At 50.7% G+C, this 15,293-nt stretch carries 8 protein-coding genes; 6 read left to right on the top strand and 2 right to left on the bottom strand.

Going from position 1 to position 15,293, the window contains the following annotated elements:
- The first annotated feature begins 53 nt into the window (after positions 1-53).
- Positions 54-275 (top strand): hypothetical protein, encoded by a 222-nt coding sequence (locus A7K91_RS19640; protein ID WP_068685910.1) that lies wholly within the window; start codon positions 54-56, stop codon positions 273-275.
- Positions 276-396: 121 nt separating this feature from the next.
- Here A7K91_RS19640 and A7K91_RS19635 read toward each other — a convergent pair whose 3' ends face one another.
- Positions 397-1,365, bottom strand: coding sequence for a sugar phosphate isomerase/epimerase family protein (locus A7K91_RS19635; protein ID WP_068685908.1), 969 nt, complete (start codon positions 1,363-1,365; stop codon positions 397-399).
- 217 nt (positions 1,366-1,582) lie between these two features.
- On the opposite strand from A7K91_RS19635, the gene A7K91_RS19630 reads away from it, so the two are divergent.
- The 4 genes from A7K91_RS19630 to ligA all read left to right on the top strand — a co-directional run bounded on the left by A7K91_RS19630 (position 1,583) and on the right by ligA (position 9,652).
- Entirely contained in the window at positions 1,583-4,117 is a 2,535-nt protein-coding gene (locus tag A7K91_RS19630) for a U32 family peptidase (RefSeq protein ID WP_068685906.1), read from the top strand.
- Positions 4,118-4,169: 52 nt separating this feature from the next.
- On the top strand, positions 4,170-4,892 hold the full coding sequence (pcrB, locus tag A7K91_RS19625; protein WP_068685904.1) for a heptaprenylglyceryl phosphate synthase: 723 nt from the start codon (positions 4,170-4,172) through the stop codon (positions 4,890-4,892).
- 231 nt (positions 4,893-5,123) lie between these two features.
- Positions 5,124-7,574, top strand: a complete 2,451-nt coding sequence (pcrA, locus tag A7K91_RS19620) for a DNA helicase PcrA (RefSeq protein ID WP_068685902.1) — start codon at positions 5,124-5,126, stop codon at positions 7,572-7,574.
- A 74-nt stretch (positions 7,575-7,648) separates the two neighbouring features.
- Positions 7,649-9,652, top strand: a complete 2,004-nt coding sequence (gene ligA, locus A7K91_RS19615) for an NAD-dependent DNA ligase LigA (RefSeq protein ID WP_068685900.1) — start codon at positions 7,649-7,651, stop codon at positions 9,650-9,652.
- A 164-nt stretch (positions 9,653-9,816) separates the two neighbouring features.
- Here the strand turns inward: ligA and A7K91_RS19610 are convergent, their stop codons facing one another.
- Positions 9,817-12,759, bottom strand: coding sequence for an insulinase family protein (locus tag A7K91_RS19610; protein ID WP_068685898.1), 2,943 nt, complete (start codon positions 12,757-12,759; stop codon positions 9,817-9,819).
- Positions 12,760-13,226: 467 nt separating this feature from the next.
- Between A7K91_RS19610 and A7K91_RS19605 the strand changes: the two genes are divergently transcribed.
- The gene (locus A7K91_RS19605; RefSeq protein WP_068686219.1) at positions 13,227-14,702 is read left to right on the top strand and encodes a transposase; all 1,476 of its coding nucleotides are present in this window, start codon (positions 13,227-13,229) and stop codon (positions 14,700-14,702) included.
- Positions 14,703-15,293: the final 591 nt, after the last annotated feature.

The following is a 15,293-nucleotide window of genomic DNA, read 5'->3' as shown; positions in this document are numbered from 1 at the left end:
TCAGACTAGACTACGCTAAGATTAGGCTGCGTGTCATTAAGAGGGGGTCCCTTATGTTTCTCGCTGAGGAAGCAGTAAAATCGGCTGGTTTGAATATTGATCCGTTTGACTGGTTTATGCTGGCCTTTACGGTTATTATTGCAATCGGCTTTGTCCGTCTTGTGACGGCGCGGCCAAGGAAAAATGTATTTGCAATCGGCTTTACGACGGTGGCGCTAGGTTTGTTCCTGTTTATCGACTACGTCATGATCTTTAAGGTTTGGCCGGCAGGTTAAACCGCTCCAAGCAAGGCTGGGGCCATGGCTGAGAGGCCAATGCCTGAATGTCATTGCCAGTGTGCATGACGCACACACAAAAAAGTTCCGCTAAGTTAGCGGAACTTTTTTGTGTATATATTTATACCCACCACATCTCGCCAAGCGGCTCCGTGATCAGAACTTGTTTAAGGTTTTGGACCGCTTTGGTGAAGCCTTCGTCAACGGACATCAAGCCGTCCTCGTGCTCAATGCTGACCACGTAATCGTAGCCAACCAGACGCAGAGCGCTAATGATATCAGCCCATACCTTAAGATCATGTCCATAACCAACCGTGCGGAACTGCCAAGCCCGATCCAGCATGAGCGCATAGGATTGCATATCCGTTACGCCGTGTTTGTTGACATTGACAGGATCGATAGTTGTATCCTTGGCATGGAAGTGATGAATCGCGCCTTCGCGGCCCAAAATATGGATAGCCTGAACAGGATCAATACCTTGCCACCACAGATGGCTTGGATCAAGGTTGGCGCCGATTGCTTTGCCTGCCGCTTCGCGAAGACGAAGCAGAGTGCCAGGGCTATGAACGGAGAAGCCGCCATGCAGCTCAAGCCCGATTTTTACGCCAGCGCTTTCAGAGAGGGCGCCAATTTCGGACCAATATGGAATGACCTTTTGCTCCCATTGCCATTTCAGAATGTCCTGGAAGTCATTAGGCCAAGGAGCTACTGGCCAGTTTGGATATTTGGCATCCTCATGGTCGCCAGGGCAGCCCGAGAATGTATTTACGATGCCAACCTCCAGACGGTTTGCCAGCTCGATTGTTTTGCGTATAACGCTGTCATGCTCGCTGGAAATAGCTTTTTGCGGATGCAGCGGGTTGGCATGGCAGCTAAGCGCGCTAATGATCAGGCCGCGGGATTCTACGGCTTGCTTAAACGCTTTCAGTTTGCCAGCGTCAGCCAGAAGCGTGTCAGGATCGCAATGCGCGTTGCCGGGATATCCGCCAGTTCCGATTTCGACAGCGTTAAGTCCCTTGGAAGCAATGTAATCGAGTACATCTTCCAATGATTTTTGTGCAAATAAGACCGTAAAAACGCCTAATTTCATTTTGAAGCTACCTCCCTAATCCTCATATTTCAAATTCACTACCAGTATATCATTTTTGCAGAGTACGTACATGGCATGACCCTCATTTGAGCAAAATCGCATAACAAGTGGACAAAAGAAGGAACATGCTGAATCTGCCAGCAAGCAATGGTGGATTAGGAGCGATAGCTTTGCTAAACTAGAACAAGAATAGAGCGTTTGAGAGGATACTGATCTAATGACATCTACCGCATTAACAAGAATGGATATAGAGCTGCTGGCCCCCGCCGGAGATTGGGAATGTATGCGGGCGGCCGTGGCCAACGGCGCGGATGCCGTATTTTTTGGCGTAGAAAAATTTAATGCGCGCGCCCGCGCCAATAACTTCCGCAGCGAGGAATTGCCGGAGATTATGGCTTTTTTGCATAGCTATGGCGTAAAAGGATTTTTGACCTTTAATATCCTTGTATTTGAGGACGAGCTCAGAGATGCGCAACAGCTGATCGACATGTGTATAGACGCTGGCGTGGATGCAGTTATTGTACAGGATCTTGGGCTGGTCAAGCTGATTCGGGAAATGTCTCCCGACTTCCCCATTCATGGCTCGACCCAGATGACGATTACGTCGCCCGAGGCGGTGGAGTTCACGAAGCCGTTTAATATGGAGCGAGTTGTATTGGGGCGGGAAAACAACCTGAAGCAAATTCGCACAATCGGGGAGCAAGCCAAGCTGCCTATGGAGGTTTTTGTTCATGGCGCTTTATGCGTCTCCTATTCCGGTCAATGCCTGACCTCGGAAATGTGGGGCGGACGCTCTGCGAATCGGGGAGAATGCGCGCAGGCATGCCGGCTTCCTTATGATTTGATGGTGGACGGCGTTCATCAGCCGATGGGGGATATTGCTTACTTGCTGTCTCCCAAGGATTTGGCGGCTATTGATCTTGTGCCTGAGCTAATTGAAGCAGGAGTGACCTCCTTTAAAATTGAAGGCCGCCTCAAAAGCCCGGAATATGTAGCTAACGTCGTCAGCAAATACCGCAAGGCGATTGACCTTTATTTTGACGGGGACAAGTCCAGACCATCCAAGGAAGAAATTCGCGAGCTTCAGCAAAGCTTTTCGCGCGGCTTTACGCACGGGTTTCTGGATGGAACCAATAACAAGCAGCTTGTAGAGGGGACCTTCCCGAAAAGCCGAGGCGTTTATCTCGGCAAAGTGGAGCGCATTATGCGCGATGCCGTCAGCGTCCGCCTGGAGGCACCGCTGAAGCGTGGAGACGGGATTGTATTTGATGCCGGCGATCCCACCAAAAAAGAAGAGGGCGGGCGCGTATACGACGTTCGCCGTCAGGGAGTTAAGCTGGAGGGCGAAGCGCAGGAAGGCGCTTTGATCGAGCTGGTTCCGGGACGCAACGATGTTGATCTTCGCAAGGTGCATGTCGGAGACCGTATCTGGAAAACAAACGACCCTGCGCTGGACAAGCGCTTGCGGGCCAGCTTCGAAACGGATAAGCCTTATCGCGTATTTCCGCTCTCCGTCCGCGTTTCCGGTTCGGCAGGCGAGCCGATGACCACCTGGTGGAGCGACGTCCAGAAGGGTACAACCGTTGAATTGAAATCCGAGCTGCTGCTGGAGCAGGCGCAGAAACGTCCCATGGATGCCGCATTGCTGGAAGAGCAGCTTGGCCGGCTGGGCGGAACCGTCTATCAGCTTGAGGAGCTGCAGGTTGATTTGACAGGCGATGTCATTTTGCCGATTCGAGAACTAAACCGCTTGCGGCGCGAAGCTGTGGAGCAGCTGGCGGGACAACGGCCGCTGCCGCCTGTCTATATCAAGCATGAGGTGGACGCCTTTGCCGATTCGGCGCAACACAATAAAGCGGGCAGAGATTTGCTGGAGCCCGTTAGCGGAAAAAGCGCAAAGCTTGCGGCATTGTGCCGGAATGTCGAGCAGGTGGAGGCGGCGTTGGAAAGCGATGCTGCATATATTTACGCCGACTTCGAATTCATTAAGCAATTCCCTGCTGCGGTCCAGGCAGCGAGAAAAGTTGGCAAGCCTATTGCTCTGGCAACGCCGCGCATCCATATGCCTGGCGAAAACGGCTACCATGCCAACATTTTGAAGCTGCAGCCGGATGCCGTTTTGGTGCGGAATACAGGCGCTTTGTATTATTATTTGAAGGCCCGGGCTTCGCAGCCGGATGCTCCGTTCCCGAAACTGATCGGTGATTTTTCGCTGAACGCGGCTAATCATAAAGCGATCAAGCTGTTTACAGAAGCAGGACTGGATTTGGTTACTCCATCCTACGACTTGAACATTCAGCAAATGGTCGATTTGCTGGAGCACGCCGATACGTCAGCCGTTGAAGTGGTCATTCATCAGCATCTGCCGATGTTCCATACGGAGCATTGCGTATATTGCACCTTTATGAGCGAAGGCACCAACTACACCAACTGCGGACGGCCATGCGAAGAGAAACGCGCTTCCTTGCAGGACCGGATCGGCATGTCGCATCCCGTTCGCGTAGACGAGGGCTGCCGCAACACCGTTTATAACGCCATCGAGCAATCCGGCGCGGAATACATCTCCAATTTTGTGTCCCTTGGCGTCTCCCACTACCGTGTGGAGTTTCTGGAGGAAAGCGGAGATAAAGTGAAGGAAGTCATAAAGCTGTACCGCGATGCATTGGATGGCAAAATCACCGGCACCAGCGTATGGCGCAGTCTTAAAGCGACCAATCAGCTGGGCGTTACGCGCGGGCAGCTTGTTAAATAAGAAAGAGTGCGCGGGCCCGGTTAGCGGGCCTGGGGAAGTGGGCAATAATCGTATGGGTGAACAATCATTGTTAGCCGGGACAAAAGGGGCATGGTTCGGCCACTGGCGCCATGTGTTCAAGCTTGATCCCGACAAGGATATTTCCGATCATGAACTTGAGGCATTGTGCCTGTCGGGCACGGACGCTATTTTGCTCGGGGGATCAAGCGGAGTGACGTTTGGGAATACCATTGAGCTTATGTCTCGCGTCAGACGCTACGAGGTGGATTGCGCGCTGGAGGTATCGACGCTGGACGGGGCGGTTCCGGGGTTTGACGGTTATTTTATCCCCGTTGTGCTGAACACGGATAAACCGGAATGGATTATCGGCAACCAGCTGCGTGGGCTTCAGGAATATGGAGCGTTTATTCCTTGGGAAACGACGGCCGGACAAGGTTATATTATCCTGAATGAAGCTTCGACGGCCGCGCGCTTGACCTCCGCTAATGCAAATATGGACGAAGCCCAGGTCATTGCCCATGTCGCCATGGCGGATAAGCTGCTGCGGCTGCCGGTCATTTATATGGAGTATAGCGGGCGTTTCGGAGATATGGATTTGCTGAAAAGAGTGCGCCCATTAGTTAGCCAGGCGAGGCTTTTCTATGGCGGAGGCATCGACAATGCCGAAAAAGCGGCGCTTGCCGCAAGGTATGCCCACACTGTGGTGGTGGGCAACGTCGTCTATAGCGATCTGGAGGCTGCGTTATCGACCGTTCCGGCGGTTAAGCAAGGCTGATATAGTAATTGCTCGGCAAGAAGCCTTTCATCTCATTCATACGAGTGGGAAGGAAGGCTATTTTATGCTGCTTGAGTTTGGCTTGCTTCCACCGTCCAAGCCGGACAAACGGCATGCTGCCTTAGCCTTTCAGGGACTGCCGACTTATTTTGAGAGAGGAAATTGACACGCAGAGCGGTGTTGTCTAAACTGTGGATAGGCGAACAAAATGGCGAACAAAGGAGTTCTATCATGTTTAATTCTATCGGGATCGAGCAGGCTGTCCAAAGCCTGAATCCTCCTCAGCGGGAAGCGGTTCAAGCCACGGATGGCCCGTTGCTTATTATGGCCGGAGCGGGAAGCGGCAAGACGCGAGTATTAACGCATCGTATCGCATACCTTATCGAAAAAAAACGGGTAGCGCCATGGAGCATTCTCGCCATCACGTTTACGAATAAGGCTGCCAGAGAAATGTCGGACAGAGTAGGCTCTCTCGTCGGACCATCCGGCAGAGATATATGGGTTTCCACCTTTCACTCCATGTGCGTCCGCATCCTGCGCAAGGATATCGAGCGGATCGGTTACTCCTCCAACTTCACGATACTGGATTCCTCCGATCAACTTTCGGTTATACGCAATTGCATGAAGGATTTGAAAATCGACACCAAAAAGGTGGAGCCTAAGGCTGTTCAGGCAACGATTAGTTCTGCCAAAAACGAACTGATTTCCGTCAAGCGCTACGGTGAAAAGGCCGGGGATTATTACGAAGAAATCGTCGAAAAGGTATACAGCATGTACCAGAAACGCCTGAAGGGCAACAACTCTCTGGACTTTGACGATCTGATCATGAAAACGATCGAGCTGTTCAAGGAAATGCCGGAAGTGCTGGAATTTTATCAAAATAAATTTCGTTACATTCACGTGGACGAATATCAGGATACCAACCGCGCCCAATACATGCTTTGCCGCATGCTGGCGGACAAACATCATAATATATGCGTAGTCGGCGACAGCGACCAGTCCATCTATCGCTGGCGCGGCGCCGATATTACCAACATCCTCAACTTTGAAGGCGATTATCCCGAAGCCAGAACCATTATGCTGGAGCAAAACTATCGCTCCACCTCCAATATTCTGGATGCGGCCAACGCGGTTATCGCCCTGAATAGCGGCCGCAAGCCCAAAAATCTGTGGACCAGCCAAGGACCTGGCGATCCCATCCGGCTGTATCAAGCGGATTCGGAGCATGATGAGGGTTATTTTGTGACGGGGGAAATTATAAGAAATAAAAGCAGGGGCCGCAAATTTGGCGATCATGCCATCCTGTACCGGACAAATGCGCAATCCCGGGTAATTGAGGAAACTCTTATTAAATCGGACATTCCTTATCAAATTGTCGGGGGAATCAAGTTCTACGATCGCAAAGAGATTAAGGATCTTTTGGCTTATTTGCGCCTGATTTCTAATCCTGACGACGATATCAGCCTCACCCGGATCATTAATGTGCCGAAGCGGGGTATCGGAGATACAACAGTGGGCAAGCTGGAGGAAGAGGCAGCTCGCAGAGGTGTTTCCATCTATCGCGTATTGTCCGATCTTGGCGATCTGGACATTAATAGCCGCACTCGCTCCCTGCTGGCAGACTTTTTTGAGCTTGTTTACAACCTGACGGCCATGGTTGATTATTTGACCGTGACGGAGCTGACGGAAAAAGTGCTGGAGCTTTCGCAATACAAGCTGGAGCTGCAGCGCGAAAATACGCTGGAATCCAAGGCAAGAATCGAAAATATCGACGAGTTTCTGTCCGTAACCCAAGACTTTGAGGAGCGGAATGAGGACAAGTCACTGGTGTCCTTTCTGACCGATTTGGCCCTGATCGCGGATATTGACTCCATGGGCAAGGACGAGGAAGAGAAGGGCCAGCCCGAGGATGCTGTCGTGCTGATGACGATGCATAGCGCCAAAGGCTTGGAGTTTCCAATTGTTTTTATCATTGGCATGGAAGAAACCGTATTTCCGCACAGCCGCGCCTTGACTGACAATGAAGAGCTGGAGGAGGAGCGGCGCCTCGCATACGTGGGCATTACGCGTGCAGAGGAAAAGCTGTATTTGACCTGCGCCCGAATGAGGACGCTGTTTGGGCGGACAAATATGAATATGCCCTCCAGATTCCTGCAGGAAATTCCCGAAAAAGTGAGGGAAGGCGGCTCGTCGCAGGGCGGAGGTTATTCCGGACAATCGGGGCCAACCATCGGCGGCAGCGGCAGATCGGGCGGGGCATATGGGGCTTCGCCGAGAAGCGGGGGCCAAGGCTCAGCCTATGGCGGAGGCGGTTCATGGTCCGGCAAAGGCGGTTCCGCTTCATCGTCTAGCCGGGACGGCAGAACGGCGGCCTCCGGCTTTGGCGCATCAAAACCTGCTGGATCGGCAGGAACAGGAAGTTCCGGCAGAGGCAAAGTGACCGTTACGACGCCCCTTGACGCGGCGGCAAAAAAAGCGCCGGGCCATCCGGCGGCAGGCGGAAGCGGAGGAGGCAATGTCTCCTATGGCGCAGGCGACCGCGTGTCTCATGGCAAGTGGGGCGAAGGGACTGTCGTATCCGTCAAAGGCACGGGTCAGGATATGGAATTGCAAATTGCATTCCCGGCCCCGGTAGGCATCAAACGTCTTCTTGCCAGCTTTGCCCCGATTACCAAGCTATAACAAGCTTATAATGAATAAAATTGCTCGAAGCTTCTCAATTCCAAACTTCTATTTATGAGGGGAGACATGGCGTTATGGAACCTTTAGCTCGAATGAAGGAGCTTGTGGAGCAAATTACGGAGCATAATTATTATTACTATACATTGGACCAGCCCCGGATCAACGATGCCGATTATGACAAGCTGTACGACGAGCTTGTATCGCTGGAGAAGGAAACGGGGCAGGTGCTGCCTGATTCTCCCACGCTGAGGGTTGGCGGCGAGTTATTGAAGGGTTTTCTGCCGTACCGCCATCGGGCCAGGCTATGGAGCCTGGACAAAGCGCAGAATCAGGAAGACTTGCTGGCATGGCATAACCGTGTAGTAAAATTCGTCACGGATTACAATGCCAAAAATCCCGATGCCGAGCCGCTGCCCCATCCCGCTTATGTCATTGAGCTGAAATTTGACGGGTTAACGCTGAACCTGACCTATGAAAACGGCGAATTGACCCAAGCTTCGACGCGCGGCAACGGCACGGTAGGAGAAGGTATATTGCAGCAGGTTCGCACAATTCGCTCCGTGCCCCTCTCTATTCCGTTTACGGATGGAATTATTGAAGTGCAGGGCGAAGGCATTATGGGCTTGTCCGTATTGGCCAAATATAATGAAACGGCAGCAGAGCCGCTCAAAAATGCCCGTAATGCGGCAGCTGGCGCTCTGCGCAATTTGAATCCTGCTGTTACCGCGCAACGTAAGCTTGATGCCTTTTTTTATAACGTTGGTTTTGCGGAGGGCGTCTCCTTTCAGGATCATGCCGAAATGCAGCAATTTTTGCGGGATAATCGATTCCGTGTCAATCCCTATGTCAAATATGCGACGACGATAGAAGAGGTTCAGGCCGAGCTAACCGATATTGAGGCCAAAAGGCATACCTTCGATTTCCTGATCGACGGCGCGGTCGTGAAGGTAACGGATATGCGCACTCGCGAGGCTTTAGGATATACCGACAAATTCCCGCGATGGGCGGTTGCATTTAAATTTGAGGCGGAGGAAGCGGCAACGGTGCTGCAGTCCGTCTCATGGGAAGTAGGCCGTACCGGAAAAATAACGCCGGTTGCGCGCGTTGAGGCTGTTGAGCTGGCAGGCGTTACCGTGCAAAACTGTACGCTGAACAATATCGGCGATATTGAGCGAAAAGGCTTGAAGCATGCGCTTGGCACCTTGGTAGCTATTCGCCGCTCCAACGATGTTATACCCGAAATATTGGGCAAAGCCGATGAGGAGCAAGGAGAAGAAATTTTATTTCCAACAGTGTGCCCATCCTGCGGCATGGAGCTGGAGCAGCGCGGAGCCCATCTGTTCTGCAACAACAAGCTGGGCTGCCGACCGCAAATTATCGGCCGAATCACCCATTTTGCTTCGCGCGACGCCATGGATATTGAATCCTTTAGCATCATGACGGCGGAGCAGCTGTATGACGATTGCGAGGTCCGGGACCCGGCAGATTTGTATGGCCTTGTGTTTGATGACTTGATCAAGCTGGAGCGGTTTGGCGAAAGAAAAGCTCAAAAGCTGCTGGAGGCTCTAGAAAAATCAAAAAGCCGGGAGCTGGCCGCCTTCCTGTTTGCGCTGGGCATTCCCAACACAGGCAAAGCAACGACCAAAATGCTGGCCGATCATTATCGCAGCCTGGATGCGGTCATGGCCGCTACGGCAGAGGAGCTTGTTGGCCTTCCCGATGTTGGGGCGATCGTTGCGGAAAGCATCGTTGGTTTTTTCCAGGACCCTGTTATGGCGGACAGCATTGCAAGAATGCGCGGCTACGGGGTAAAAGCGGAGGCGGAGGAAGCTCCTGTCGTTCGCGGCGACAGCGTGTTCAGCGGCAAAACGGTGGTGCTTACCGGTACGCTTCCTACCTTGTCGCGCGATGAGGCGGCCAAGCTATTGGAGGCTAACGGAGCCAAAATCTCAGGCAGCGTCTCCAAAAAAACAGACTACGTGCTTGCTGGCGAAAATGCCGGAAGCAAGCTGACCAAAGCGGAGTCGCTGGGCGTTGCGGTTATTTCCGAGGAGGAAATGCTGGAAATGCTGAAGTAGAGTCAACTTAAAAAAGCAAACTCCAAGAATGCTGATAATGATTCATTCTCGGAGTTTGCTTTTATTTGTAAGTACCTCATAAAGAACGTTTAAAGGAAAGCGCGATTACCACTTCTTATTTTTTATCATTGCTCCCTATAGCTCTCTTCTTCATAGTCGTTTTTTTATTCTCCATCCGTAACGTGAGACTGGATGAGATTTAGCGTCGAATCAAAAAGGGCGGCAGCTTGCCCGATTTTGTGTTCGTTGCCGATGACGCAGCGATGTCCCTGCTCCAGCAGCTTTTCGGTTAACGCTGCAAAACCGGAGATATCCTCGGCCGTTGCCGCCAATACCTCATCGCGTTCCTGCTGCAAATCGGCCTCCGTTACGCCGGATAAGTAGCAGGCAAGCGCAAACTCTCCTTCGCTGCGCGGCGTTTTGGGCATATCCAGCTTTTGAATAGCCCCGATAATGTAACGCGTCATCTCTTGCTCGTCAGCTTTGAATTTCCGCAAGTAGGAAGGGACTTCTTCGTATACCTTATAGCTCTGCTCCAAATTAGGGTCGCGATAGGAGGCGAAATAGCTATCCCCGTTGCGCTGGAAGCCGGCCATGCATCCATATGCGCCGCCTTTGGCGCGGATTTGGTTCCAGAGATAATCCAGCGACAGAATGCCCTCCAGGACGCGAAGCGCCCCTGTGTAGCTGTATCCATTTTCACGGAAGTTCCCGGTTTGGACAACATATTGCACCTCTGAGGAGGTTTTGATGCCCTCGCGTTTTTGAATAGGAATGAAGGCAGGCACTTTTTGCTCAATTTTCTGCGAGTTTAACGAACGGGCAAATGAGGTGATTAGTCCCTCTATCCCCTCATAGCTGTTCTCGTCTGATGTATAGCTGACCAGCAGGTTCTCCGGCTGGAAAACAAAGGCCATCAGCTCCTTCAGGCCGGCAGACAGTTCCTCTTTCCTTGAGGCAAAGTTGGCGTGAAGCGCCTCCAGCCAGTGATAAAAGGCAATGCCGCCCGTTTCTTCGCGGAAAGCAGCCGACGGGGAATGGCCCGCGGAGGATCTGCGAACACCCGCCACATGTCCGCCGCTAATGAGGCTGCTCTGAAGCTGTCCTTTTAGCTGCGATACTAATTCAAGAAGTCTTTTGCTATCGTCCAGATTAGAGGTTTGAATAATCTCCTCTATAATGGAAAATGCAAATCCCAGCTTGTCGTACATCACCTTGATATCAAACTCCAATACGGCACTATAGACGCTAGGGTCATTGGCGTGATTAAACGCTTTTAGCCTGACCGCCATTCCGCCGGAGTTCAAATTGATTTCATTCGCCAATTCGCTGAATGCATAGTTTTTAGTATCTACAAAGCTAAGCACATGCTGCAACAGGCCAAGGTACGGCAGCAAATGCCGAGGCGTTTCCTTAACGTCAAAAAGCAGCTTGAGATAGCCGATGCCATTACTGTACAAGGAATGATGAAGAAGGGGTATTCCGTCCGCTTCTTTTACCTTCATATGTAAGGCAGGCGCCTGCGGCTTGATGTCCGATTTGGACAAAAGAGGTATGCAATCCTGCTGCTCGCGAGTCGAAGGTTCATTTTGATAAGCCTTGAGCTGTATTGTTTTTTGCACCATTTCGGCAAGCTGCTCCTGGTTCAGGCTTTCCTTCAATGCCTTCAAGCGGTCTTGAAGCTCTTTTTCCTTGCGCTCGCCCAATCCGTGATCCGGTATGCCGGCGACAAAGGAAACGTGATTATTATTGAGCAAATACCGCTCCACCAATTGCTCGAAATAGCCTTCGTCCACTTTTTGCCGCAGCCGGTTGTACACTTCATTGGCTTGCAGATAGGTGAACGGGGCGTTTTCATCGTAAAGCCAGCTTTTTAGCGCGTTAAAATTGTAGATCAGCCCTTTTGGCATGTTCCCGTAATCGGCTTCTCTATGTCTGAATTCCTGAGAGTTGAGTCCGGCCAGCAAAGCTTTTTTATCAAAACCGTTTTTAACAATCTCTTTCAGCACATCGTTCATCGTTGTCAGGAAGGTTTCCTTGCTCGATAAATTGCTTTGCTTCAGCGTTACCGTAAATACGGGCTGATACATGCTGTCGTTGAAGCTGCCGTAAACATCTCCGGCAATGCCCTTGTCCAGCAGCGCTTGCGTCAACACCGCTCCTGGTGCGTCCAGCAATGCATATTGCAAGATTTTGAAGGCAATGGACAGTTCCTGCTCAAGGCTGGTGCCGATAACGGCGCTATAGGTCAAAAAGCTGTTGTCAACCTCCGGCTCCGAGCTTCCGGCAGAGTAGGGAACAACGATATCGGCATGCTCGGGAGGCGGTGGTTGCAGGGCGATTGAAGAGTCTACAGAAATCCCCCTATCAAAATCGCTCAAATAAGCTTCGTCCAGCCACAGCAGCTTTTGCTCCACATCCATATCTCCATATAAATAAATATAGCTGTTGGAGGGATGGTAATAACGGGTATGGAAGTCCAGCAGCTCCTGATAGGTCAAGTCTGTAATATGCTCGGGAAGGCCGCCGGACACATTGCCGTATGTTGTATCCGGAAAAAGCGAGTTTAATGTTTTTTTGTATACAACATCCTCGGCGGAAGAAAAGACGCCTTTCATTTCATTGTAAACGACGCCATTATAAGTGATTTCTCCTTCCTCCGATTGCAGCTCGTAATGCCAGCCCTCCTGAAGAAAGGTTTCCTCCCGGTCATAAATAGCAGGATGCAGCACTGCGTCCAGATAAACGTCCATCAAATTTTGAAAATCCTTGTCGTTTCGGCTTGCGATGGGATAAACGGTTTTATCGGAAAACGTCAACGCATTCAAAAATGTGTTCAATGAACCCTTTAGCAGCTCAACAAAAGAGTCCTTGGCCGGAAATTTGCGCGAGCCGCACAAGACGGAATGCTCCAGAATATGCGCTACGCCGGTATGATCGCTTGGAGGCGTGCGAAAGCTTATGCTGAACACCTTGTTGTCGTCCTTATTGGACAATACGACAATTTTGGCGCCGGATTTTTTGTGCTCAAGCAAATAGCCGCTGGACTGCAATTCCTTGATATCCTCTTCCTGTAAAAGCCGGTAAGGCTGCAACTGATCGATCATGGCTTTATTCCTCCCTCAAAATGGTTTGGGCGCGATAAAAGCAAAAGAAGTTTAATGCGTTCATTGTTTAGAAGAAGCATGCGATGCGAGCAGCTTCCAAGAAAAGTATACGCCTTTGTGGGCTAGCGTTACAATATATGCAAATGGTGATTAAAATACGGTAGTTTAAATAGGCAAGCAGGTAATTTGTGATTTGTGACAGCTGTATGTTCAAGCACAGCCTCCCTACTATAAAATAGCCTCTCGGCATTCGCCAAGGCAGATGGGACAAGGGATTCCTTGAACCATCATTATTAGCATCCTCCTACTTATGTAGGGGGATTTTTACATTCATTGTTATTTTCATTATGGAAAATAGTTTAGATTTTTTTGGTTATTTGCCCAAAAAAAGCTTGACTTTTTCTAGGTGCCGCCAAAATCGCGAGAAGGGTATGACCCTTACTACTCACGATTGGAGCGTGTTTCTTTTGAAGCCTTCGTTCATTCCCCATTCCGATTACCAAGCTTTTATCCTCCACCATCTGCGAACCTCTTACGGTCCCGGCGTTATCCTCATTAACAAGGATTGGCCGCTTGCTGTAAAACTCTGGATGGCGGATTTATCTGCCATCACGACCTTGCTTAGGGATGAATACTCGGATCAAGGGCCGGAGCCTCGTGATCCCGCATCGCTATTCCGGTCTTACCTGATTCTTCTCATGTCGAATCCGACGATGGGCGTCACTGAATGGGTCAATGAGTTAAAACGCACACCTATTTACGCCATTCTGAGCGGCTTCTCTCCAGATGATCTTCCCGGAGTGGGTACATTCTACGATTTCTTCGGTCGCCTTTGGCCAGCCGTCGATAAAAACTTGAGGCCTATCCTGCAGCGCAAACGCAAAGGCAGGAAGAAAGGCAAGAAGGGCGAGAAAGCACCTACGACTACACCAGGAAGAGTGGAACGTCTGGTCAAATGGATGATGCGTCATGCCGACAACCAAACGGCTTTACCTGCTGATCGCTTGTTTCATTTCTTTCAATCGCAGATTGTTGCTGTATCTGCACAGTTCGGGTTGCTCGGGGATCTGTCGGCGATTAGCGCTGCCGGCGACGGTACGCCTGTCGTCACATCCGCCTATCCCCGAAGCAAGCCCACTTGCGATTGTCGCGCCCGCGGTATAGCTGATTGCAACCATCATCGTCTTTACTCCCAGCCCGATTGCAGCTCGGGCTGGGATAGCGCCAGAGAGCGATACTTTAACGGCTACCACCTGTACATGATCTCAGCGGCGGACAGCAAACACGATTTACCCTTGTACCCTAGACTGCATCCTGCTTCCCGGCACGATGCGGTCAGTTTGGTCATGAGCACAGTCGAATTCAAGCAACGTTTCACCTTGGGCGCGGTCGATAAAATGCTTCTCGACGCCGCGCATGATGCGGAATCCATCTATCTTCTTCTTGAACATCAAGGCATGGAGCCCTTCATTGATTTGAATGTTCGCTCCAAAAAGAATATAACCAGCACAACCGCAAGCGATATTCAGATCTCACCCACTGGGATTCCGATTTGTCCAAACGGAAATCCCATGAAGCCTAATGGAACGGATTACAAGCTCCATCGTCGCAAGTGGAGATGTACACCGGCTTGTGGCTGCTCTACAGCTAAATATGGTCGCACGTTCTACACGAAGACCAAGGACGATCCTAGACTGTTTACGAAAACGCCTCGCGATTCGGAGAAATGGAAGCTGACTTACAAACGACGCTCATCCATTGAACGCTCCAACAAGCGTGAGAAGATCGACTACAAGCTCGAATCCGGCAGGCATCGCTCCACGATGATGTGGTACATGCGCATGTACGGCATTATGATTGGCCAACACTTGGACGCCTGGTACGCCAGCCAGAAGGACGCGTGGGACATGCTGAAGTCGCATATCTGCCCTGCTATAGCCTAGTCTTTCAAAAAACGTAATTTCAAAATTTGGTGTAGTCTGCCCTTTTTTGAAACTGGTTTTCATATTCCAGAATTTCCAGTTCCAAAGGTTCGTTGCCCCCACTTCCACCCCTTTAGCCCGGATCTAATTCCGAGAGGCTATTAAAAGGAATCGGGCTTTAACGGCGATCGGATGACCCTTTGTCCCGCGCTATTTCATCCCGTTTGAAGGCAAGCATTGTTCTGGCAGAGTCCTGTTATTATGTAGAATAAAAAAGATTTTAAAATAATGCTTGCGTTCCTTTTGTGGATATGGTACATTATTTCTTGTCGCTTCTGAGACACTCGCAACACGGTGATAAGCGGAAATAAAAACGCTTGACACCAAATGAAGAAGCTGATAAAGTATACAGACGCCGCAAGAAATTGCGGAAGACAAGTTCTTTGAAAACTGAACAAATGGATCATGTCATAATCCAATGACAAAAGATAACGTAAGTTGGACAAGCCTGGCTTGTTCAATGAAACGTTAAGCTAGTTAAGTAATGAGCAAGTCAAACACTTTTATGGAGAGTTTGATCCTGGCTCAGGACGAACGCTGGCGGCGTGCCTA

Origin of the sequence: Paenibacillus oryzae (assembly GCF_001675045.1) — a bacterium.
Lineage (GTDB): Bacteria > Bacillota > Bacilli > Paenibacillales > Paenibacillaceae > Pristimantibacillus > Pristimantibacillus oryzae.
Note: the sequence above shows the minus strand (reverse complement) of the source record. Positions and strands in the feature narration are given on the sequence as shown.

Bases quoted from the DNA above. Each gene is read 5' to 3' on its own strand.
- A7K91_RS19640 (WP_068685910.1), top strand. From the start codon at position 54: ATGTTTCTCGCTGAGGAAGCAGTAAAATCGGCTGGTTTGAATATTGAT.
- A7K91_RS19635 (WP_068685908.1), bottom strand. From the start codon at position 1,365: ATGAAATTAGGCGTTTTTACGGTCTTATTTGCACAAAAATCATTGGAA.
- A7K91_RS19630 (WP_068685906.1), top strand. From the start codon at position 1,583: ATGACATCTACCGCATTAACAAGAATGGATATAGAGCTGCTGGCCCCC.
- pcrB (WP_068685904.1), top strand. From the start codon at position 4,170: ATGGGTGAACAATCATTGTTAGCCGGGACAAAAGGGGCATGGTTCGGC.
- pcrA (WP_068685902.1), top strand. From the start codon at position 5,124: ATGTTTAATTCTATCGGGATCGAGCAGGCTGTCCAAAGCCTGAATCCT.
- ligA (WP_068685900.1), top strand. From the start codon at position 7,649: ATGGAACCTTTAGCTCGAATGAAGGAGCTTGTGGAGCAAATTACGGAG.
- A7K91_RS19610 (WP_068685898.1), bottom strand. From the start codon at position 12,759: ATGATCGATCAGTTGCAGCCTTACCGGCTTTTACAGGAAGAGGATATC.